At 39.0% G+C, this 21,351-nt stretch carries 18 protein-coding genes; 4 read left to right on the top strand and 14 right to left on the bottom strand.

Annotation, left to right across the window (positions count from 1 at the left end; translation table 11 throughout):
• Nucleotide 1 precedes the first annotated feature (1 nt).
• The 3 genes from BUA60_RS08910 to BUA60_RS08900 all read right to left on the bottom strand — a co-directional run bounded on the left by BUA60_RS08910 (nt 2) and on the right by BUA60_RS08900 (nt 3,665).
• On the bottom strand, nt 2-2,230 hold the full coding sequence (locus tag BUA60_RS08910; protein ID WP_072861389.1) for a xanthine dehydrogenase family protein molybdopterin-binding subunit: 2,229 nt from the start codon (nt 2,228-2,230) through the stop codon (nt 2-4).
• 89 nt (nt 2,231-2,319) lie between these two features.
• Nucleotides 2,320-2,781: a (2Fe-2S)-binding protein gene (locus BUA60_RS08905; RefSeq protein WP_072861388.1), complete on the bottom strand. Its 462-nt coding sequence runs from the start codon at nt 2,779-2,781 to the stop codon at nt 2,320-2,322.
• Between the two features lie 173 nt (nt 2,782-2,954).
• Nucleotides 2,955-3,665 carry a 6-phosphogluconolactonase gene (locus BUA60_RS08900; protein WP_072861630.1) on the bottom strand — a complete coding sequence of 237 codons (711 nt, stop codon included), beginning with the start codon at nt 3,663-3,665 and terminating at the stop codon, nt 2,955-2,957.
• A gap of 343 nt (nt 3,666-4,008) precedes the next feature.
• Between BUA60_RS08900 and BUA60_RS08895 the strand changes: the two genes are divergently transcribed.
• Together BUA60_RS08895 and BUA60_RS08890 are read left to right on the top strand one after the other, a co-directional pair.
• The gene (locus BUA60_RS08895) at nt 4,009-5,100 is read left to right on the top strand and encodes a vWA domain-containing protein (protein WP_072861629.1); all 1,092 of its coding nucleotides are present in this window, start codon (nt 4,009-4,011) and stop codon (nt 5,098-5,100) included.
• Between the two features lie 156 nt (nt 5,101-5,256).
• Nucleotides 5,257-6,084 carry an OmpA/MotB family protein gene (locus BUA60_RS08890; protein ID WP_072861387.1) on the top strand — a complete coding sequence of 276 codons (828 nt, stop codon included), beginning with the start codon at nt 5,257-5,259 and terminating at the stop codon, nt 6,082-6,084.
• 102 nt (nt 6,085-6,186) lie between these two features.
• Here BUA60_RS08890 and BUA60_RS08885 read toward each other — a convergent pair whose 3' ends face one another.
• The gene (locus BUA60_RS08885; RefSeq protein ID WP_245802515.1) at nt 6,187-8,001 is read right to left on the bottom strand and encodes an alkaline phosphatase; all 1,815 of its coding nucleotides are present in this window, start codon (nt 7,999-8,001) and stop codon (nt 6,187-6,189) included.
• A gap of 349 nt (nt 8,002-8,350) precedes the next feature.
• Here BUA60_RS08885 and BUA60_RS23010 point away from each other — a divergent pair, with 349 nt between their 5' ends.
• Nucleotides 8,351-8,518 carry a hypothetical protein gene (locus BUA60_RS23010; protein WP_178346982.1) on the top strand — a complete coding sequence of 56 codons (168 nt, stop codon included), beginning with the start codon at nt 8,351-8,353 and terminating at the stop codon, nt 8,516-8,518.
• Nucleotides 8,519-8,520: 2 nt separating this feature from the next.
• Here BUA60_RS23010 and BUA60_RS08880 read toward each other — a convergent pair whose 3' ends face one another.
• From BUA60_RS08880 to BUA60_RS08835, 9 genes are all read right to left on the bottom strand, one after another.
• Nucleotides 8,521-9,990, bottom strand: coding sequence for a M14 family metallopeptidase (locus BUA60_RS08880; protein WP_072861386.1), 1,470 nt, complete (start codon nt 9,988-9,990; stop codon nt 8,521-8,523).
• Nucleotides 9,991-9,994: 4 nt separating this feature from the next.
• Nucleotides 9,995-10,654, bottom strand: coding sequence for a peptidoglycan recognition protein family protein (locus BUA60_RS08875; protein ID WP_072861385.1), 660 nt, complete (start codon nt 10,652-10,654; stop codon nt 9,995-9,997).
• A 40-nt stretch (nt 10,655-10,694) separates the two neighbouring features.
• Nucleotides 10,695-11,099, bottom strand: coding sequence for a 3D domain-containing protein (locus tag BUA60_RS08870; protein WP_317043189.1), 405 nt, complete (start codon nt 11,097-11,099; stop codon nt 10,695-10,697).
• Between the two features lie 122 nt (nt 11,100-11,221).
• Complete coding sequence (locus BUA60_RS08865; RefSeq protein WP_072861383.1) at nt 11,222-12,034, bottom strand: FRG domain-containing protein; 813 nt, start codon at nt 12,032-12,034, stop codon at nt 11,222-11,224.
• A 636-nt stretch (nt 12,035-12,670) separates the two neighbouring features.
• On the bottom strand, nt 12,671-13,288 hold the full coding sequence (locus BUA60_RS08855; protein ID WP_072861381.1) for a DEAD/DEAH box helicase: 618 nt from the start codon (nt 13,286-13,288) through the stop codon (nt 12,671-12,673).
• Between the two features lie 245 nt (nt 13,289-13,533).
• The gene (locus tag BUA60_RS08850; RefSeq protein ID WP_245802514.1) at nt 13,534-14,379 is read right to left on the bottom strand and encodes a 1,4-dihydroxy-2-naphthoyl-CoA synthase; all 846 of its coding nucleotides are present in this window, start codon (nt 14,377-14,379) and stop codon (nt 13,534-13,536) included.
• 73 nt (nt 14,380-14,452) lie between these two features.
• Nucleotides 14,453-15,694 carry a glycosyltransferase gene (locus BUA60_RS08845; protein ID WP_072861380.1) on the bottom strand — a complete coding sequence of 414 codons (1,242 nt, stop codon included), beginning with the start codon at nt 15,692-15,694 and terminating at the stop codon, nt 14,453-14,455.
• 17 nt (nt 15,695-15,711) lie between these two features.
• Nucleotides 15,712-17,223 (bottom strand): DEAD/DEAH box helicase, encoded by a 1,512-nt coding sequence (locus tag BUA60_RS08840; RefSeq protein ID WP_072861379.1) that lies wholly within the window; start codon nt 17,221-17,223, stop codon nt 15,712-15,714.
• 193 nt (nt 17,224-17,416) lie between these two features.
• Nucleotides 17,417-17,926 (bottom strand): DUF6155 family protein, encoded by a 510-nt coding sequence (locus BUA60_RS08835; RefSeq protein WP_072861378.1) that lies wholly within the window; start codon nt 17,924-17,926, stop codon nt 17,417-17,419.
• 219 nt (nt 17,927-18,145) lie between these two features.
• On the opposite strand from BUA60_RS08835, the gene BUA60_RS08830 reads away from it, so the two are divergent.
• Complete coding sequence (locus BUA60_RS08830; RefSeq protein WP_072861377.1) at nt 18,146-19,009, top strand: sigma-70 family RNA polymerase sigma factor; 864 nt, start codon at nt 18,146-18,148, stop codon at nt 19,007-19,009.
• Between the two features lie 515 nt (nt 19,010-19,524).
• On the opposite strand, the gene BUA60_RS08825 is transcribed toward BUA60_RS08830, so the two are convergent.
• Nucleotides 19,525-21,339, bottom strand: coding sequence for a hypothetical protein (locus BUA60_RS08825; RefSeq protein ID WP_072861376.1), 1,815 nt, complete (start codon nt 21,337-21,339; stop codon nt 19,525-19,527).
• Between the last annotated feature and the right edge of the window lie 12 nt (nt 21,340-21,351).

Genomic DNA, 21,351 nt, shown 5'->3' with positions numbered 1-21,351 from the left:
CTTATCCAATTATAGGTTTAGTCGGGACTTGCATCAATTCCGGGAATTTTGAAAAGGGCTGTTGGGTAAATCTATTTCCCGTAGCGGCTTTTAAGGCATTGGCCACTGCTGCTCCTGCCGGTGGCAGTGTTGGCTCTCCCAATCCTGTTGGTGCAAGATCATTTTGTATAAGATGGGATTCCACCACTGGAATCTCCCCCATCCTTATCAGTCTGTATTTGTCGTAATTCTGCGATTGGGGTTGTCCCTCCATAAAGGTTAGATCTCCGTACATGGCATGGCCTACCCCATCTATAACTCCACCTTCTATTTGGTTTATGGCACCCAAAGGGTTTACTACAATTCCACAATCTACCACACAGGTAACTTTTTTTACGACTGGTATTCCATGTTCAACCTCAACATCGGCCACTTCCGCAACATGCGAATTGTGGCAATAATAGGCTGCAAAGCCTTGGAATACCCCCTCCGGTTTTTTGCCCCAACCGGATTTGTCCACGGCCACTTTAATAACATTCTGCATGCGTTCTGGGGAATATTGGATACGCTCATCCGTAGTGCCTTTTACCTTTTCCAATAAATCCATACGTAACTTAATGCGATCCACTTCCATGGTCTCTGCCAGTTCATCAAAGAAACTTTGTTCGGCAAAAGCTAAGAAATTGGTATAAGGTGCTCTCCAAGCCCCAGTGGTAATATTGCTTTGATAGTTGGCCACATCCACCTGATAGTTTTCAATGGCCCCGGCCGGGAAGAAATTAGGTATTAATCCATACATGTTTCCACCTATGGCTGCCTCCTTTAAATGGTAAGCGGTTACCTGGCCATCCTTTATGGCCGCCTTAATTCTGTATTTTATTGCTGGGCGATAGGTGCCCGCAGTCATGTCATCTTCACGGGAAAATACCAATTTCACCGGTTTTTTAATAGCATCGGCAATTTCCGCAACTTCATATACAAAATCCCCGTATAATCGCCTTCCAAAACCTCCACCCATACGTGTCATTTCCAAATGAACATCCTTTACATCCCTGCCCAACATACCGGCCACCGCAGTGGCAGCAAATTCGGGTGTCTGCACAGGTCCAACCAAATGTATCTTTTCATCGGTAATGTTGGCGAAAAAATTCATAGGTTCCATGCAGTTGTGTGGCAGGAAGGGAGATTCATAGGTGCGCTCCAATATTTTATCGGCCTGGGAAAATGCTTTATCAATATCCCCATCCTTTCTAAGGGTCTTGAACTCCTTGCCGTCCAACAGACCTAGTAATTGCTTATCCTGAAATTCCGTACTTTCCATTGAGCTGTCATCTACCCAAGTAGCGGTAATGGCTTCTTTTGCTTTCATGGCTTCCCAGGTTGTTTTGGCGATGACCACTACTTTGTCACTTTTGCCCATAGCCACGGTCCAGTTGCCCACGCCTTCCTTGGCAAGTTCCTTGGCCTTCTCCCCTATTCTGATTATATCCAAAACCCCGGGCATGGCCTTGGCTTTGGCATCATCATAGGAATCCAATATTTTTCCAAAGGCGGGAGGGCGCAAAACACTGGCATAAACCATTCCCTCTACCTTATAGTCCAAACCAAAAAGTGGTTTTCCTGTAATTATTTTATCAATATCCACATTGGGGGCATCGGTCCCGATCACTTTAAAATCCTTGGGCTCCTTAAGTGTTACGTTTTCCGGAACCTCCAAGGCGGCTGCTTCCCTAACTACATCACCATAGCCCAAAGTCTCCCCTTTGGCATTGGTGATTACCCCTTCCGAGGTAGTGCATTCCGAAGGATCTACACCCCATTTGGCAGCAGCGGCATTTACCAACATTTGTCGGGCCGTAGCCCCTGTCTGACGCAAAGGCTCCCATCCCAGTCGGATGGACTGACTCCCTCCGGCAAGCTGTCTGGTATAATTCTCGGTATCCAAAATTCCCTGCTGCACATAAACATTCTTCCATGCTACGTCCAATTCTTCAGCAATCAACATGGGCATGGCTGTTTTAACACCCTGCCCTATTTCTGGATTGGGAGAGAAAATGGTTACCGCGCCATTATCGGCAATTTTAATAAAGGCATTGAAATCATTAAAATTTAACTGGGAAATATCTACAGGAGGTTGCACCTTCGGTTTACAGGCCGTAAAGAGATTAAAGCCTATAAGTAGTCCACCGCTAGCTAAGGATGATGTCCTAATGAAGGCCCGTCTGTTGAATGTTATTGATGATGTCGACATAATTTTTTTAGTTTTTAGTCCTCCATAGTCCGAGGATTTAATTTTTTGAGGTAAGCGAATAAGTAGCCTCTATTCCGGAAAGGAATAGCCTAACCTATTTTGGTAGCGGCAATTTCTACGGCCTTATGAATTCTAGTGTAGGCAGCACATCTACAAATGTTGCCGTGCATAGCCGTTTTAATTTCGTCCGACGTTGGATTTGGATTCTTGTCCAAGAAGGCAGAGGCTGTCATGATTTGACCAGCCTGACAATAACCGCATTGGGGAACATCTACTTCCTTCCAGGCTAACTGAACTGGGTGGTCACCTTTTTCAGAAAGTCCTTCAATTGTGGTAATTTTCTGTCCCGCTAAGGAAGCAATGGGCAAAGAACAACTTCTTACCGCTTTGGCGTCCAAATGAACGGTGCATGCCCCACACTGGGCAATACCACAGCCATACTTAGTTCCTACCAGGTCCAAATGATCACGTAGTACCCATAATAACGGGGTGTCTTCCGCAACATCTACACTTTTGGAAACTCCATTTATATTGATTTCGTATTTTGGCATAGTTGATGTTTTTAAGTTGATAAAAATAATACTCTACAAGTTACCAAATTTACGGAAAGCATATGTCATTTTAACAGTTTGTTAAGGGGTGCTTTTCTACAATAAGAACCATTTATAATATCTTTCAATACATATATTTTAATAAAAATTGGGATTAGGAGTATCCACTAAATCTAAAGGGAACTTTTATCCAAAAAGCATTCTACATTGGGATGCAACCATAAAAAGGAAGCTGGTAGGAAGGTAGTTATTTCCCGGCCCAACAATTTTTTTATGGCTTTTTTCTTGCTAGGTCCGGTTACCAACAGAATAATTTTTTTTGATTTTAGAATGTTGGCCATGCCCAAGGTAAGGCCATAAGTGGGTCTGGTCTGCATTTTATTGGCCATGGGATGCTTTAAGGAAGACTCGCTTAAATTGGCAATATGACAATCAGGAATCAGCGTTTTTGAAGGTTCGTTAAATCCTAAATGCCCATTTTTTCCCAGACCTAGGATACAGATATCTATTGGACCGTGCTCCTGAATTTCGTTTTCCATACGGTAGCATTCCTTTTTTGCATCAGTTGGGCTACTATCGAATGCTAAATAATTACTTCTTGGAATTTGCAAGGGTTCCAAAAGTTTCTCTTCAAGATAATAATCATTGGTACTGGTATAATGTCCATTGGTTCCACCCCATTCATCCAGTTTTATAATTTTTATTTCCTTAAAGATCTTTGGGTCGCTTTTGTTCGATTCCACCAATTTTTCATAAAGCCTAGTGGGCGAATAGCCTGTAGCGGTACAGATCAATTGCTTTGGTTCTGCTTTTAAATTGGACAAAAGGGAATCAAAAGCCATTTGGCTCATGCCCTCATAATCTGCACAGTAGTGTATATTCATAACAAACCCAAGCATTAACTTCCGAAGGGATATGTAAAATACAAAAATTTGGCATTGGTCGGGCAAGTGAGCCCAAGTTTTCATTTTTTTTCCTTTGGTTTTTTAGAGGTACGGCAATATGGGTTTATATATAGGACTGCAGTTTCCTAAATGAACACGACCATGTATTTGTTGGGATAGCCCCAACAAAAAATCATCTTATTTATATTCTGGAACACCTTTTAAATGGGCCGCTTTAAAATGTGAATAAAGTCTTTAACAAATATTAACACCTATTTTGAATTGAATTATAATTTTAAATAGTTTTGAACGTTCTGCTAGGTGAACGTTAAAAATTATGAAAATGAAATTATATATTAAGTTGGCGGCTATCTGTTTCAGTTTAGCCTTATTTGTATCCTGTGGAAATGCGGATGATGATGTGGAATTCGGCGTAAATGGTGGTGGCGACCTGGGTCTTGGTAAACCTGTGGACGACTGTCTAAATTTAGGCGATGGAGAATTGGTATTGTCCATACAAGATCAATATACCACCCTACCGGGAAAGGTATCCATATTTTTTAAGGTGTCCGATACGGACGGAGATCCGGTCCCTGGATTGACGGCAAACCAGTTTACCATTTATGAGCAAGGTAGAAATGACGAATGTTTCAGTACCATTTCTACTACGGAATCTTTTGCCAGGATTTCTCCCAATTCACAAATTTTTAATAACAATACTATTCTGGTATTGGATTTAAGTAACAGTGTTTTGAGCAGTAGTATGGAAGAATTAAAAACGGCTTCCGCAAGTTTCGTGAACAATGTTATGCCGGCGTCCGATACTGAATCCTTTAAGATGGCCATTTATTGGTTTGATGGGGAGGATAAGTTGCATGTGCTCAACGAATTGACCCATGTAAAACAGGAACTTTTAACTTCTATTAATGGAATTAATGCCAATATTAGCAGTGACCCTTCCACCGATTTATACGGTGCGGTGATCAAAGCTACGGACAAGGCAGAAAAGTTATTGGCAGCAAGTACTACCAATGACCGTATTGGCGCTGCTTCGGTGGTTATTTTTACCGATGGCACCGACCAGGCTTCGCGTTATACCCAAACAGCTGCCTTGAAAAAAGTGGACAATGCCAATAAGAACATTGCCTTCTTCAGTATAGGGTTGGGAGCTGAAATTGACACTGATGTTTTGGGGAAAATTGGAAAGACATTTAGTGTGTTTGCCGGGAATAAGGAGCAGTTGGAAACAACATTTAACGATATTTCCTTCAGGGTTTCGGAACAGGCCAATAGTTTTTACCTTTTTGAATACTGTAGTCCAAAACGTGATGGAAGCGGTGAAAACAATCTTGCAATTCAAGTGAAGGAAGGGAATAGACAAGGAGCTGTACAAACTAAATTTAACGCAAAAGGGTTTACGGGAGGTTGTGAATAATCTGGGTTAAACCTCTTTAAATCATATAATTAGAGCATCAAATTAATTTGATGCTCTTTTTTTTTGTTAAAATTTATTCAGGGCGAAACGTCTTTTTCTGCTAAATGACCGTATAACCTTACAGAAAACTATTTGTAAATTTTTAACAATAAAGAAATGAAAAAAGTAACGTTAGTTGGTTTGATGGGAATGGTAGTTTTAGCCTCCTGTGTATCTAAGAAAAAATATGTAGCCCTTGAAGGGGATTTGTCCAATACCAAAAGTATGTTGACAAAAACCCAAGTGGAGAAAGAGGAATTGGAATCCAAAGTCTCTAAAATTGAGGCAAGAGTTGCAGAATACAATGAAAAAATAAATTCTCTTCAGGAAATTAATGATTCCCAATATTCTTCTATTGATGATGTTGCCGTAATGAGCAACAACACCAAGAAAAAAATGAGGGCTACTTTGGCAAAAATAGATCCTAGTGAATTGGCCAAGGCTCAAACCTTGGAAGATTCCATGAACCTTGCTATTTCCTACAATTTGAAGAAATCCATTTCTGATGAGGACGATGATGTTATTGTTGATATCAACAAAACAGTTGTGATGATCAATATTTCAGATAAATTATTATTTAATTCCGGGAGTTACAGGGTAAGTAACAAAGCCAACACTATATTGGCCAAATTGGCCGAGGTTATCAATTCCGAGCCTAGTATGGAAGTTATGGTGGAAGGACATACCGATTCAAGAACCATTAGCACCGAAATGTTCCAGGACAACTGGGATCTTAGTGTGAAAAGAGCAACGTCTATTGTTAGACTTTTACAGAACAAATACAATGTTGATCCTGCTAATTTGATCGCTGCAGGTAGAAGCAGCTATATGCCTTTGGTTGAAAACAATAGCAAGGAGAATATGGCCATTAACAGACGTACTAGAATTGTTATTATTCCAAATTTGGATAAGTTTTTTGCCCTTTTGGATGCTGAATCATTATAGAACACTACCATTAACTATAATTATTGTTTTAGCCAAAAACCCCGATGCATGCATCGGGGTTTTTTTGTTCCGTAGATTTAGGGTATTTCAAATTGGCTTATTCTATTTCCGGGATTCCTTTATATTGAGCACCTTTAATATTTTGTGAAAAACTTCATTGTTTTCATAAACACCTTGAAACTCCTGTGAATGGGGTCCGTATGCAAAAATAGGAACCATGGTGGCAGTATGGTCATCGGTAGTGAAGTCGCCCTCCACCATGCTCATTTCCATGTTTCCCTGTGGCATGGTAAACCCGGATGTTTCATGATCTGCAGTTATGACCACCAAGGTGTTGCCAGTTTTATCCGCGAATTTTATGGCCTCGGATATTGCAACGTCAAAATCTATCCCCTCGGTAATAATGCCGGCCACTTCGTTCTTATGTCCGTATGAGTCTATTTGTGCAGCTTCCACCATTAAAAAAAATGGTTTTTTCTTGGCGTTTAAGAATTCAAGCCCATTTTTAGTGGCTTCGGCCAGTATATTACCCCGGCCTTCCAAAAAACTTGGAACATCATTTTGGGCAATGAACAATCCTATTTTATCCTTTTTGCTTGTTCCAAGTTCTTGAACATCCTTCAAAATTGAAAAATTGTTCCGCTGAAAATCCGCTTTGCTAAAACCGGATTCCCCTCCCCCAACAAAAAGGGAGAGCTTGCTATTCAATAGATCTTTGGCAATACCCTCGGTATCGTCCCGGTCTTTTTGATGGGCGTAGAATGAACTTGGGGTGGCTCCCACAATTTTATCCGTAGTGATACATCCGGTAATAAATTGATGTTGATATAGCAATTCGGTGATATTGGTTAGGGGTTGCCCGTTAGGAGCCATTCCAATGGACCTGTTATAAGTTTTGGTCCCAGTGGCCAAGGCCGTGCCCGCGGCAGCGGAATCTGTGGTAAAATCGTCCGAGGATTGCGTTTTAATAAACCCTATGCTTTTCAACTGAGTCAGGGTAAGGCTACCGCCATTGGCCAATACCGATGAAGAAATTTGGGTAAGTCCATTACCATCACCGATGAGCAATATTACATTTTTTACAGACTTTTCAGTTTGGTCGGACTTGTAGGTAGGTTTGTAAACATTGGATTTGGCCTTGTTGTAAAACACCCTATTTTCCAATGTTTCCAAATATACCGATGCCTTGTCCGGCATGTCCGTATTAATGTAGTCCACACCTAAATCATGCAAGGCCTTCCAAGCGGTCTTGGAGTCTGGAGTAGCCCAAAAACGGAACGGCTTGTTGTAAGAGTGCGCCTTGTCTATGGTAGACTTTACCTTTTGCAAGTCCTCTACAGTTAATCTTCCTTTTCCGTTCCATCTGGAAAACTTATAAAAAGGTAGGCTTATCAACGCTACTTTTTCCCAAGCATCCGCCTTTGGGATATCGTCCAAACTCTGATAGTCGAACATTATAAACTTTGGATAATTCTTGTATTCTTCCGGCTTAGGTCTATTTCCGGATATGACCATGCTAATATTGGGATTATTGATAATGTTGGGATACTTTTCCAATACAGCCACTATCTTCGCCAGGGTTGTGTAGGCTTCCGATTTTATATCTATCAACAGCTGCAACTCCTGGTGTTTGCCAAGCTGTAGTTCCATGACATTGTTCATTGGGCCCAAATACAAGCTTTCTATGGTGTGGCTCGGTATAATATCTACCTCGTCATGCGTAGCATATAAAGTGTCGTTTTTAAGAAATACATCTACCTCAATAGAGTTGGCACCATGTGCATATGCCTCCCAAAATGGTGCAGTTTGCAAATAATCATTATGGGAATGTATTTTAAATGAATTTGTTTTCTGTCCCAATACGATTTGAAGGGACAGTAAAAACATAAATAAAAAAAAGCGATTGGAAGTAAGCATTGAAATTGATTTTTAGGACTATCGATATTAAAATTTACGGGTCAAAAAATTTCACAACATATTGAATTGCCAGTGAAATAAAATGGACTTGACCAATTTAAACAAAACAAAATAATTATAACTGTAGAAATTGTTAGATAAGGTTAAGTTAACCAAGATATAATCCGTCCCCAATATAGCCCTTTACAAAAGAAACTTGAACAGACCTTTAGAGAATTTAAATCACATTAATTAAGACTAAAAGTAGGGTTTTTGGCGAGATAATTGTTTTAATAATAACAACCCTTATTAACCTATGTTCATAATGAATGCTAACGACTAAATTTTGTAACACTTAAAAAAGAATATCATGGTTGTAATAAACGACATCTTTAAGTACAGCGCCATCAGCGAACTGTCCAATGGGTTTAAGGGCTTGGCCATAACTATTTTCACCTGTATTGTAAGCATCCTATTTACGATGCTTTACTGGATACTTGTCTATGGGGATAGTATGCGGATATCTTATGGATATTAGTACTAACGTAATATTAGTGCATTCTTAAAATTCCCTTCCCCGGATTTTAGGTCGATCAGAAATCCATTGACAACGGCATACCTAGGTTTGCCCTGTTGTTCCAGTATAAAATTCGGAATAACGCCTACCCTCATTTTAAATTCCGGAACTTTATAATCCTTTCCTATTATATTTAGCGGGTAGGATACATAATTTTCACCTTTGGGAATGTTCTCCACCCTCACGTAGGTGAAGCCCGATCGTAGTAGATCCAAAGCCTTCAATTGGGATACCTCTTTTATAGAGGCTAGGATTTTTGGATATACCTTTCCTCCTACCATAGTGTATCCCTTTCCTTCCAAGGTTTCATATCCATAATAGGTGGATAGGTCTCCCTGGTCTACTACCCTGCTACTGTTATAATAGGTTTTGTGCGATGGATTATCAACCTCCAATTGGTGTATCCCCACATCCAAAGTATAATTTTTCCCCAACAAGTTGTATGTAAGGTTATTGAGTTTTAGATCGAATAGTTTTCGATCATTTTCGGGGATTTTGTCGTATTCCGAAATGGGAATGTTTTTATAATTGCCATTGGCGATACTATAGATGGCGGATAGAATTGAAACATAGTTCAATTTTCTAATTTCCTGTTTTTCCGGATCACTTTTATAACCTCCAGATTCTATTAAAATGGCACTTGTGCCCCACTTTTGAATGTTGTCCCCAAAGGCCCTGGGCTCAAAATCGTCATTATAGCGCCCTACCTGTCCCGGGGCATATTTTTGAATAATTTGATTCATATAGACGATAACCTTCATGGCATTTCCCCGAACCTCATTGATATCCTTCTCATAATTAAAAGCAGGCGCTAAATAGGAAATGGTAGCGGGCTTATCTGTCCTTTCCGCGTTGTAATAAGTGCTCTGGTCGTGAAGATTAAAACCGAAATCCGCATCCAAACTGTCCCTTACCCTTTTTAAGGTCCTTCCCTCGGGCGACTGCAAGGAAAGTGCATCCCTATTGATATCTATTCCCAATGTATTTCTCCTTTGATATACCTCTGCCCCATCTGGATTGAGCATTGGCAAGAAGTGCAACTTTAAATTCTTTAAAATGTTTTCCTTTTCGTTTTTGAAATCGCCACTGGTTAAAAAATTGAAAATATCAAATATAGCTTGGGTAGCCGTGGGCTCGTCCCCGTGCATTTGTGACCATAGAAAAACATCGGTAGTTCCCGTTCCTATACTTATTAGGGAAAGACTGCGCCCTTCTATGGATTTTCCAACAACATTTACCTTAAATTCTGGGTTGGCGGATAATTTGTTGATAAGTGGCTGAATATTATTGTGTTTTATTCTTCTTTTGTCCAAAGAAGGTTCCTTGTATTTTTCATAGGTCGTATACAAGTTGGAAGTAAAATCCTTTTCCTGCCCAAAGCCCGAAAATACAATTAGTAAACAAATGATAAGGGCGAATTTATATGATGTCATATTATTATTTTGCAATTGGTGTAGGTTTAAAATTAAGTTTTTTGGTAGCTCTTTTTACTCTTTTTAAAAATTTTTCTCCTGGATCGGTCTTTACGGTCCTGTACCCTTCATCCTTCTCCAACCACAGTTCATGATCTTCAAATAGGGTATATTCATAGTGACCTATTACGTAATCTATATCGTATTTGGATTTTAAATATTTCACCAACCATTTGTTGGATCTTAATTGTGCCCTGGTGAGTTTGGTATCCCCAGTTCCCCCAACATTTTCAATACCAATGGCGCAATGGTTTAGACCAATCACATGTCTGGCCATAGTGGTTTCCGGCATAAGCCTGTAAATTGTACCGTCTTGATCTACAAGGAATTGGGAGGATACATTTAAACCACTGGCGGAGCTTATCTCTGGCCTCCAATCCGGTAAGGTAGGGAGCTCAAAGGCCTGGTACGATTTTTCCAGAGTGGGGATTACGGTCCAGTGCAATACAACCATCTTGGGCGTTATAAGCGGTTCTTCTTGGATAAGACCATAGTGATCCGACATATATTCCAATGTGAGATCCTTTCGCTCTTCGTTAAAAATTATGGGTTTGTCTATTATTTCACGGTTAATGGCACATGAAAAGGTCATAAAAAGGGAACACAAAAGAACTATTTTTTTCATTATTGGCAGTCATATAAACTTAGGGAATAAAGATACAATATCATTTCATTTCCGTGGAATCCCTTTTTACCCTGTAGTGGATGGTAATTTTTTTTCGCCCCCATTGCAAAGCTTTTTCCTTATCCTCTCCCATATAGATGTCGATCCTATTTTTCCATTTGGAATGCATTTTATCCTTTACCAAATAAATACTGGTATCCCCTTTTATTTTTACCTGGGTATTGTAATCCAAACCCAAGGGAATCAAGTCTTTGGAAACGGCAATTATTTTCATTCCCGGTTTTATGGAATCGCCCCAGGCGGTAATTCCCGGATGGATCTTAGAGGTTTGTGAAGGAAAGGAATTATATGCCGTGGCCGTTACCCTAAGTTTTTTCCAGATATAACCATCATCCACAACTTTTTCCTTGCAGGAAGCCATGGAAACAAGCACGGCTGTCAACACTAACCATAATGTTAGTCTCCGACTCCTAAAATACAATGTATCCACAATATTATTCACGCTGATTTTTTGGATTAAAGCTCCCCTTTAAATAGAGGGATTGGTAATATGTAATTTACCAATTACTAGACTTTGTTTTTATCGCTATACCATCTTTTTAACCATTTGGAAATTCCCTCCAAGCCGGGATAAATGATTCTTTCGGTAATGTTTGCCTGATCTAACTTATCCCTTATTTCCCACTTTAAACCTGATGGGATAATTACTTTTTTTAAATATTTGGGATGCTTTTTAAGCCATTCCAATGGACTGGAATCCGGATCTAGCATAAATGAAAAAAGTGCAAATTGGTTTATGATACGGTCATCAAGGGAGGGTGGCTCAAAAAATATCATGGTATTGGTGTTCCTACTTGAAAAATCATATAGTTCCTCTATGGAATTACCTATCGTTTGTTTTAGTTCCATGGAGCTAAAATAGAAAATATCTTTGCTTAAAATGGGCGTTTTGAGTTCCTCCGGCAGGTGTTCCCTTAGGGCTACATAGTTTACCATCCAGATGGCTCCATCCATATTATAAGTGCCCATATCCTCTGTTAAAAAATGTAGTGCAACATTTGGGGAGTGGGTCCAATCAATTAGTCTTGTAGGAAGTCCGTGGTGCTGTCCCAAGGAGATCCAGTTCCAAAGGTTGTTGTAATCATCGATCAAGGTGTTAATGGGCGAGTATTTCCTGAAGTTTCTGATCATAGTGGCTTCTACCTTAGACGGAATTCGCCCCAATCTTTGAAGGCTTGTCTCTAATCCAAATTGGGCATTATAGACCCCCCTATAAGCATATGGAGATCGAAATCTATCGATCTTATCGTCTTTTTCATTGAACAAATATGCTTGTAGTTCCAGCCAACTCTTAGGTTCAAATAATTCGAAATCTGCCATTTATCTGAATAATTTAAGTGCGGATCCAACTTGGATCCAAATTATACTACATAATCCATAAACCCTTTAAATGATGAGCCCTGGGCTTGTTTAGGCCAATGCACTTTTATTCCGAAATAAACAAAAACGCCAACCATTTTTTTATACGCTATGATAACTCAGTCTATTGGGAGATAGCTAGTATTAAAGATAACAAAAAGTGTTTGCTTGTAATTATAAAACCTTGGCAATGTAGAATTTTTGGGCGGCACTTCAACACGGCCTTTTTTTGCAAAAAGTATTTGGAATGTGGGCCAATCCTTGTATTTAGGAATGTTTTGTCAGCTATTATTCGATTGATTTATATTCTTTTCAAGGAGTAGTCCCCTATTTTTTAAGGTCGGTAAATTTTCAAAATATCATATAATGTCCCTTTCACCACATAAATGACCTATTTCCCAACATTAATTTCATAACAGCGCACAAGCATTATACTTTAGCAGTGTAATAAATACGAAGTAATAATTTTTTCATTTTCATATAGTGTTCTCGTAAAAGAGCTTTGTCCCAAAGGATAAGGCTCTTTTTAGTTTTAGGCCTTTTGGGATTGCTAAAAGATAAGGAGCAATTGTTTTATTATAGCATTGGTACATTAAATCACTCCCCTACTTCAACTATCTGTGCATTGGCCATAAACAATTCCTGCATCCGCTCCATGCGATGATCGAACTTGGTGGAAAAAATGGCATACTGACACCTGTCCAAGCTCTCAGGGATTCTGATGACATCGGAAAAAGGGCTGGGTTTGGACAAGAACTCCGAATCGTCTACAATAAATAACTTTAGTTTCCCTAAATTAATACCGTTGAGGTAAAAGATTTTGCTCAATCTTTTTGGGGTGGCAATAACAATATCCACTCCCTCAAAAATTTCATTTCTCTGCGCTTCAATATTGTGTTCCTCATATACTGGGTATATGCGCAGATCCATTCTTCTTGTAAAGCGTTCAAATTCACTTTGTAGGGCCAATGCGGCTTCTTTGTCCTTAACGAAGATCAAAGCTCTTGGAGCCTCTTCAAAAGCAGCACAGTTTAATTTTTGAAGTGTACTAATTATTATGGAGGTAGTTTTACCGGCACCGTCGGGGGCTATTCCAAAAACATTGCCTCCTCCTTTAATCTTTGAGAGGATTGCTTTTTGAAAAGGAAGAGGTTCTTTAATTCCCTGCTGCTCCAACGCCACTTTTAACTGTTCCTGTATTTTTTTGAATGCCATATATTAGTATTAACTACTTCAATTTTTTATTCTTTTATTTTGTTAGATAACAAGTTTCCCTTGCCAAACCACAACTTTTGACCACTTCACAACAATAGTTTCTATATCAAGGTTATCTATACTACTTTGGCTATGTAATAAAGAAATAAAAGATTTTTCATTTTCATATAGTGTTCTCGTAAAAGAGCTTTGTCCTAAAAGACAAGGCTCTTTTTAGTTTCTAGGGTTTTGGAAAATATAAAAGGTTAAGGGATCCAGTTGTTCTTACCAAAATTTGGTTTTCGTTTTTCCAAAAAGGCATTCCTTCCCTCTTTTGCTTCCTCCGTCATATAGGCCAATCTTGTTGCCTCCCCTGCAAATACCTGCTGCCCAACCATACCGTCGTCGGTAAGGTTCATGGCAAATTTTAGCATCTTAATGGAGGTTGGCGATTTTTCAAGTATTTCCTGGGCCCAATCATAAGCCGTATCTTCCAATTCCTCATGGGGGATAACCGCATTTACCATACCCATTTCCAAAGCATCCTGTGCCGAATAATTTCTACCTAGGAAAAATATTTCCCTGGCCTTTTTTTGTCCCACCATCTTTGCCAGGTAGGCCGATCCGTATCCTCCGTCAAAACTGGTTACGTCCGCATCTGTTTGTTTAAAGATGGCGTGCTCCTTACTTGCCAAAGTTAGATCGCAGACCACATGTAAACTATGGCCACCTCCAACAGCCCATCCTGGAACTACGGCAATGACCACTTTGGGCATAAACCTTATAAGCCGTTGTACTTCCAAAATATTTAGGCGGTGCATGCCGTCTTCCCCAACATAACCCTTATTGCCCCTAGCTTTTTGATCCCCTCCACTGCAAAAGGAATATACCCCATCTTTGGTGGACGGACCTTCGGCGGAAAGTAATACAACCCCAATGCTGGTATCCTCCTGGGCATCATAGAATGCCTGATATAGTTCACTTGTAGTTTTTGGCCTAAAAGCATTCCTAACATTTGGCCTATTAAAGGCTATTCGGGCAACGCCGCCACATTTTTTATAAGTGATATCCTCAAATTCCTTAACTACTTTCCAATCAATTTTTTTCTGCATTTCAAAAATGGTTTAACAGTTATCAAAGATAATACTCTTTATTTGGTAAACTTCCACCAATGTTTTTTCCCAATTATGGGTGGTTATTTTTTTCCTCGATCCATTTGGACATAAATTTGGTACTGGCCATTGTATGGTGCAACAGCATATTGCCAATAAAGTTGCCAGCTCTATGCAATTCTGGATTCTTGGCAAGCAACTCTATTCTGTCCTTTAATCTTTGTTGTAATACAGCTTTGTTGTAAATACTGTTAATAATGGCAATTCCATTCTCTCTGGCATTGGACCACTGCTCTTTATTCTGGTATAGGAAAACGGCCGCCTTTGCAAAAGTCTCCGCATTATTGGCTATAATTCCGTTCCACGGCATGTTTTCGCAGATGCCTTCTGCCCCAATTTTCGTCGTAATACTGGGAGTACCGTTCAACATGCCACTTAGTAATTTGCCTTTAATTCCCGCTCCAAAGTTTAGGGGCGCCAGATTAAGTCTGGCTTTGGATATCACCTCATCCGCATCATGGGCATGTCCCATAATGTAAAACCCTTGTTTTGGGCTGTTCAATTGTTTAATGCTTTCGGGCATATAAGCTCCGTAAACAAATAAGTTGGCAAGGGGCAATTCCTTGCGGATCAGGGGCCAAATGACTTTTTTAAGGGTCAGCACTGCGTCTATATTGGGTGCATGTTTCCCATTGCCGATACAGACAAAATCCTTTTTTTGTTCAAATTGGAGCCTATTGTTCCGTTGTTTCCCATCAATTGCATCATACATCATAGGTAAGTGCAATAGTAAGCTTTTGTCTATTTTAACGGTCTTGGTCAGAAGCTCCATTTCATGTAAGGAAATGATCAAACTTAGATCACATCTATAAATACTAGCCACTTCCCTTTTTGTCTGGTCTTGGTCCAACCAAAATTGCTCGGTAAAGGGAATGGATTTTTTATAGGCAAGATGTCTGGAGATTCTAAGCGAGTGTAAATCTTCGGTATCCAAAATCCGTAGGGCATTTGGGGCATTTTTGGCAACACGCCATCCAAATTGTTCCTCTATCATAAAACGGTCAAAAAGAACGATATCCGGATTTAAATCCTTTAAAAAAGTGTCAAAACTGGAATGGTTTAATTGAATAGTTTTCTTGTGTACCCCAAGGCTGCCAAGATTATAGGAGTATTCACTTTCTGCCGCAGTACAAGCAAAAGTTATCTGGTAATCCTGCTCTATAAAGAAATGAATCAATTGCAGCATTCTTCCCCCAGCTGCCGTTGTATTTGGCTCTGGCCACACATAGCCAATGATCAATAATTTTTTGTCCATTTCTGGGAGTATGTGTTCTAAAGGCGCTTGGCGAATTTCTGGGAAATTTTGGAACGAAGTTTCCGCTCATAATCTTCCTCCAACCATTCCTTGTAGTTCTTGGTATTGTTCATGATGCAATAGGAATATTGGCGCACCCTATAGGCGATCTCTTCCTTTAATTTCTTGGCCAGGATACGGGCGTCAAATACATCCTCACTATTTTCAACGCATATAGTGGCATGCTGTTCTATACTGTTCTCCAGTACGGTTTTGGATTTAAGTCCCTGGGCAAAAACTTTTTTGTATTCCGCTTTGATGTCAAATTCGATATTTTTGGACTTACTGAATAGCGCTTTCAGGTCGGCTGGCATCTCGTACACAAAGTCCCGCTCTATTTCTTCATCATTTTTTATGCTTTCCAAAAAGAAATCCGGGAAATGGAATATTTCCTGCCAATCTATGGGAGCACTCCAAAGACCGAATCGGGCCACATTGTTCCCAAGGTCCACCACGGTAAATTCATTCTTATTTGGCAATATCCTGGAACCCCTACCTATCATTTGAAAATAAAGGGTCAAGGATTTGGTGGCCCTGTTCAAAATAATGGTCTCTACAGTGGGTTCATCAAATCCAGTGGTCAATATACTGACCGAGGTGAGTATGGCATCAGGGGTTTTTGAAAACCATTTTAAAATTTCCTTACGCTCGGAAGCACTATTCTTATTGTCCAAATGCCGAATGTTGTACCCTGCCTTTTTAAAGGTGTCCAACACATATAAGGAGGTATTGATCCCGTTGTTGAAAATAAGGGTTTTGGTTCCTTTTGCTATCTCTTCATAGGCATTTACCAATTTGGTAAGCATGTTCTGGTTGCCATAAAGCTCGTCCGATGATTTTACCGTATAGTCGCCACTAATGCCCAACTTCAAACTTTTAAGGCTTACGTCGTAATTGTACATATTGGCCTTGGCCAAAAAATTCTTTTCAATGAGCGATGATATGGATTCTCCCACGATCAATTTTTGATAGTGGTCCTTCATAGGGAGTTTTATATTGGAGCTTAAAGGCGTTGCGGTAACCCCAAGGATGATGGACTTTTTAAAATATTTGAATAATTTTCTAAAGGAATTGTAATGCGCTTCATCAATAATGACAAGTCCAATGTCATTGATCTTCACCTTGTCATCCTGAAGTCTATTGTTAAGGGTTTCTACCATGGCCACAAAGCACATGTATTGGTCTTGGTCCTGTAACTCCTTTACCTCGCTGTTGATAATTTTATTTTTAACCCCAAATCCCTTTAACATTTTGGAGGTTTGGCTGCTCAATTCAATTCTATGGGTAAGAACTACTACCTTTTTATTGGTTTTATGAATATATCTTTTCGCAATTTCCGAGAAAACAACCGTTTTACCTCCGCCCGTGGGCAATTGGTATAAAAGGTTCATATCGTCCGGGGATTCCTCCAAACACTTAAAAATGGTGTTCAAGTCTTCCTCTTGATAATCATAAAGGGTTTTTTCTGTACTTTCTTTAGGTAGCTCCAAACGGGAAATGAAATTTTTTAAAATTAAGAAAAATCAAACCTTACAAAATTAAGAGTTTTTTGTGCCGGTTTCAAATTAATAAGGTAAAAACATGAAATTGGAATTATTCTTTTTATACTTTTAAATTCGTGAACCCCATAGACCGTGGGAGGGCAAATGGGTTTAAACAGTTGAAAAAGGTGCTAATTTGTGGTCAGTCGATGATGTCCAAGGACTTTGAGAATCCCTCCCTGTTAGGCCAATGATGATCCTGTGTAAATATATAACAGGCAACAATTCTATCCTTAAAATCGCTTAATAAGGCATTTACGGAAACAAATTGGACCAGTTCGTTAAAGGAGTTGCCCATACTTTTATAGAAAGCCTCCGGGACATTTTTCTCCAGCGAAAAAGATTGTGCCACCTCCAAATTGTACAACATTAGATCTGCCGTTAAGTGGGGGTCTACCCCCAATTTCACAAAGTGCTTTATATATTTTTGGGCAACGGACCTTCTGGCCTTGGGCCTTTTTCTTTTTATGGGAAAGTATTCATTGGAGATCTTTATTTTTGCCTCCTGCAACAGCTTATCTTCCTTAGGGTTAAAAACAAAATCGTAATATTCCTTTACTACCGGAAATCTGTGATATAGATCAATCAATTGCTCTTCCAGTTCCTTTTTTTTTAATTCCGACAAATATTTTACCAATGCCCTTTTACTCATTCTCCCAATTAATTCGATTTGAACTTAAGAACTGCAATTTCATATATAAAAATCAAAAAATAGCACAAGAAGGTAAATTAGCATTTTAATAATTGGATTGGACAAGGAATATCATAAACTTCTCATAAATTATGTATAAGTAATGCGGCTTCCCTTGGAAAAGACATAAAAAAAAGGTATAATGAGAGATTAACACTTCAAAATCCAAATAAAAAATATATGAGGCAACTAAAGATTATCAAGCAGGTTACGAATAGGGAATCAAAATCACTAGACAAATATCTGCAGGATATCAGTAAAATAGAGTTGATCACCGCTAATGAGGAGGTTGAATTGGCTCAAAAGATCAGGGACGGGGATCAAATTGCCTTGGAAAAACTTACGACTGCAAATTTAAGATTTGTGGTTTCTGTTGCCAAACAATATCAAAATCAAGGCTTAAAGCTCCCTGATTTAATCAATGAGGGGAATGTAGGTTTGGTTAAAGCGGCCAAACGTTTTGATGAAACAAGAGGTTTTAAATTTATATCGTACGCCGTTTGGTGGATCCGTCAGGCTATTCTTCAGGCGTTGGCCGAACAATCCAGGGTTGTGCGACTACCACTGAACAAGATTGGATCCATTAATAAAATTAAAAAGACATTTTCCTATTTGGAGCAGGCCCATCAAAGGCCACCATCACCAGAGGAGATAGCCAAAGAATTGGAAATGTCCGTTAGTGAGGTAAAGCAATCCTTAAAAAATTCAGGTAGACACGTATCTATGGATGCCCCTTTGAAAGAAGGGGAAAACTCCAATCTATACGATGTTCTTCGTTCAGGGGAATCCCCAAGACCAGATAGGGTACTTTTACAGCAGTCCTTAAATACGGAGATCAATAGAGCATTGGACACGCTTTCCCAAAGGGAGGCCGATGTTGTTAAATTGTATTATGGTATTGGAGATCAGCAATCCATGACCTTGGCGGAGATAGGACTCACATTTGATCTTACCAGGGAACGGGTTAGACAGATAAGGGAAAAAGCTATTAGAAAGCTCCGTCACAACTCCAGAAGTAAATTGCTCAAAACTTATTTGGGATAAATTGTCCAAAACAAAGAGGCCGAATAAAATAGCATTTATTCGGCCTCTTTGTTTCTAAGGTTATGGGTTTAAGAATAACTTAATTTACTAATATTGAAATCGATTAGGATTTCATTTAAATCTTCAATGAAGTTTAAATAAGCAGCGTTGTCTGGATTTTGTTTTGCCATCTTAATAGGGGTTTTTTAGATTTTGAATTCTGGGTGGGACTACATATAGTCCAACTCAGCCAATTCGTTTAAACTCAAAATTTCATTTAAATCTTGTAGGAATGCTAGGTATTCCTCTCCGTAGGTGTCGTATAACATAGTAAGACTTGGTTTAGGTTATTATTGTTTGGGTCAATAATTATATAGTAAACATATTTATTATCTCTTTTCCCAACAATAAAATGTTGTGTATAAGTGTTTTTTAGTTGTAAAAGTTACAGTTCATAAAGTTTAATCTTTTTATTGGCAAATTATCCAATTACTCTAGTCAAGGGTGCCGGGGCTTTCACTATGGACTAAAACCATTTATTTCTTAAAAATTTTATTGGTTAGGTCCTTTAACTGGTCTAGGAATTTTATTTCTTCCAATTCCTCCAGATTATTATCCCCTTTATGGTAACTACTGTTGTAGAACGTAATATTCTCTGAGGTCGTAATATCAAAATCGATGTTGAACAGGTCGTTGTGACCTAAGGTGTCCTCCCCGTCATCTATAGATGTAGCAGAGAGATCCAATGATAATGCCTTTTCGTTTTCTTGAGTTTCCCTGTTGGATAATGTCGTGGAAACAAAGCCGGATTTTGCTGTTTCAAAGGTAAATAAAGGGTCTAAATGCAGTTTTGAGGGACCTTTTATTTCCTTTTTTTGATTCTGGCTCTGAGTGGTAGGGTTTTCCATATTGCTTGGGGGGTTGTTCTGCCTTTTGGATTCGAGATGTAAAGAAACCAATTTGGCCTTTTCCCTTATGGCCTTATCGGAATGGTTGTGTAGGGTTTCCAAGAAATATAGATCACTTAGATCCCCTATTTGTTGCATCTCCTGTAGCAATAACAGTTGCGATTCCCTGTCCAAAGAGTTCATTAAATGGTTAAATACATAATGTTCCCCGAAATCTACAAGATTGTTGTTATCCTCCTCCTCATCAATATTCATGGGGTACTCTGAGAGGAACCTGAAAATTATTTCTTTAATAAGATTGCTTATGGATTCGTTTTCTTCTTCATCCAACATTTCATTTAATAGGGGTACTTCTCGTATATCCCCCATTTCTGCTATGGAATGTAGTAGCTTCACCTTTTTAAATTCCCAATCTGTATAGAATTTGGCCGCGGGAAGGTCCATTTCTCCTAGATCCAATATATTATCCTCCTGGTCTTTGGCAAGCATTGTGTTTTGTTCCTCTACATGCGACTTCAATATATCACTGATCTGTTTTTTTAATTGTGGGTCCAAAACCACCTCATATTCCACTTCAAGGTCATTAATGTTAGTGATAGGTTCCATTTTCTCTTCTTCGATTTCCATTATCCAAGGCAAGAAATCTATGTTTAAAAAAGAAGTGTCCTTGTTATGTGTTTTGCTAGTAGGGAGAATTATACTTTCGCCATAAAGCTCCTCGTATATTGCCTCATAGGGGTTTCTTTCAAAACTTTCCTTACCGAGGCATTCCGTTAAGAATTCCAAATCGTTGCTAAACATTAGTACTTCCTGTACTTCCATACTACTACCGTCCTTTATGTCCTCATTATTTATTACCAAGGGAACGAAGCTAATATCTAGCTCCTCCCCTATTGGCAAAACGGTTTTGGTATCCAATTTATCGGTATTGCTATTCAATGGTTGATTCATTTTAGGTTCTTCAATTATTGATTCTTTATCTGGTAAAATGGCAACATTGCCAATTGTATCATTGTGTGGTGTACTATTTCCGTCGGTAAAGATGTCCATATTTTCCAAGTTTTCGAAAGCAGCTATCTGTAGGCCAAATTCTTTGGAAAGCCTATGGATTATATGTTTTGCCCCATCATCTAGATCGTGGTTCATCTCAATTAAAATTTTGGATATGAAGCGTTTATTGCCCGAGTGCCTTAGAAACTTCCATATTTCCACTTTAAGGTCTATGAGTTCTCTTTCCTCCATTTTTAGCCTTCCTTGCTCGTATAGTAAAAGCTCACAGATTATTCCCCTTAGATGTTTCCTTTTTTCTTCCCTATGGTTCCTCCACTTTAGCAGTGCGCCGTTTTTTAAAAAGAATAGGATGGTCAAATATCCTATGGATAAAAGCAAGAACAAGGCCGTTAAATCCCATATCAAGTTGGTATGTATTTGAGGAATATTCACTTATTCTTACTT

It is taken from the genome of Arenibacter palladensis (assembly GCF_900129275.1).
In the GTDB taxonomy this organism is placed as follows: Bacteria; Bacteroidota; Bacteroidia; order Flavobacteriales; family Flavobacteriaceae; genus Arenibacter; species Arenibacter palladensis.
Note: the sequence above shows the minus strand (reverse complement) of the source record. Positions and strands in the feature narration are given on the sequence as shown.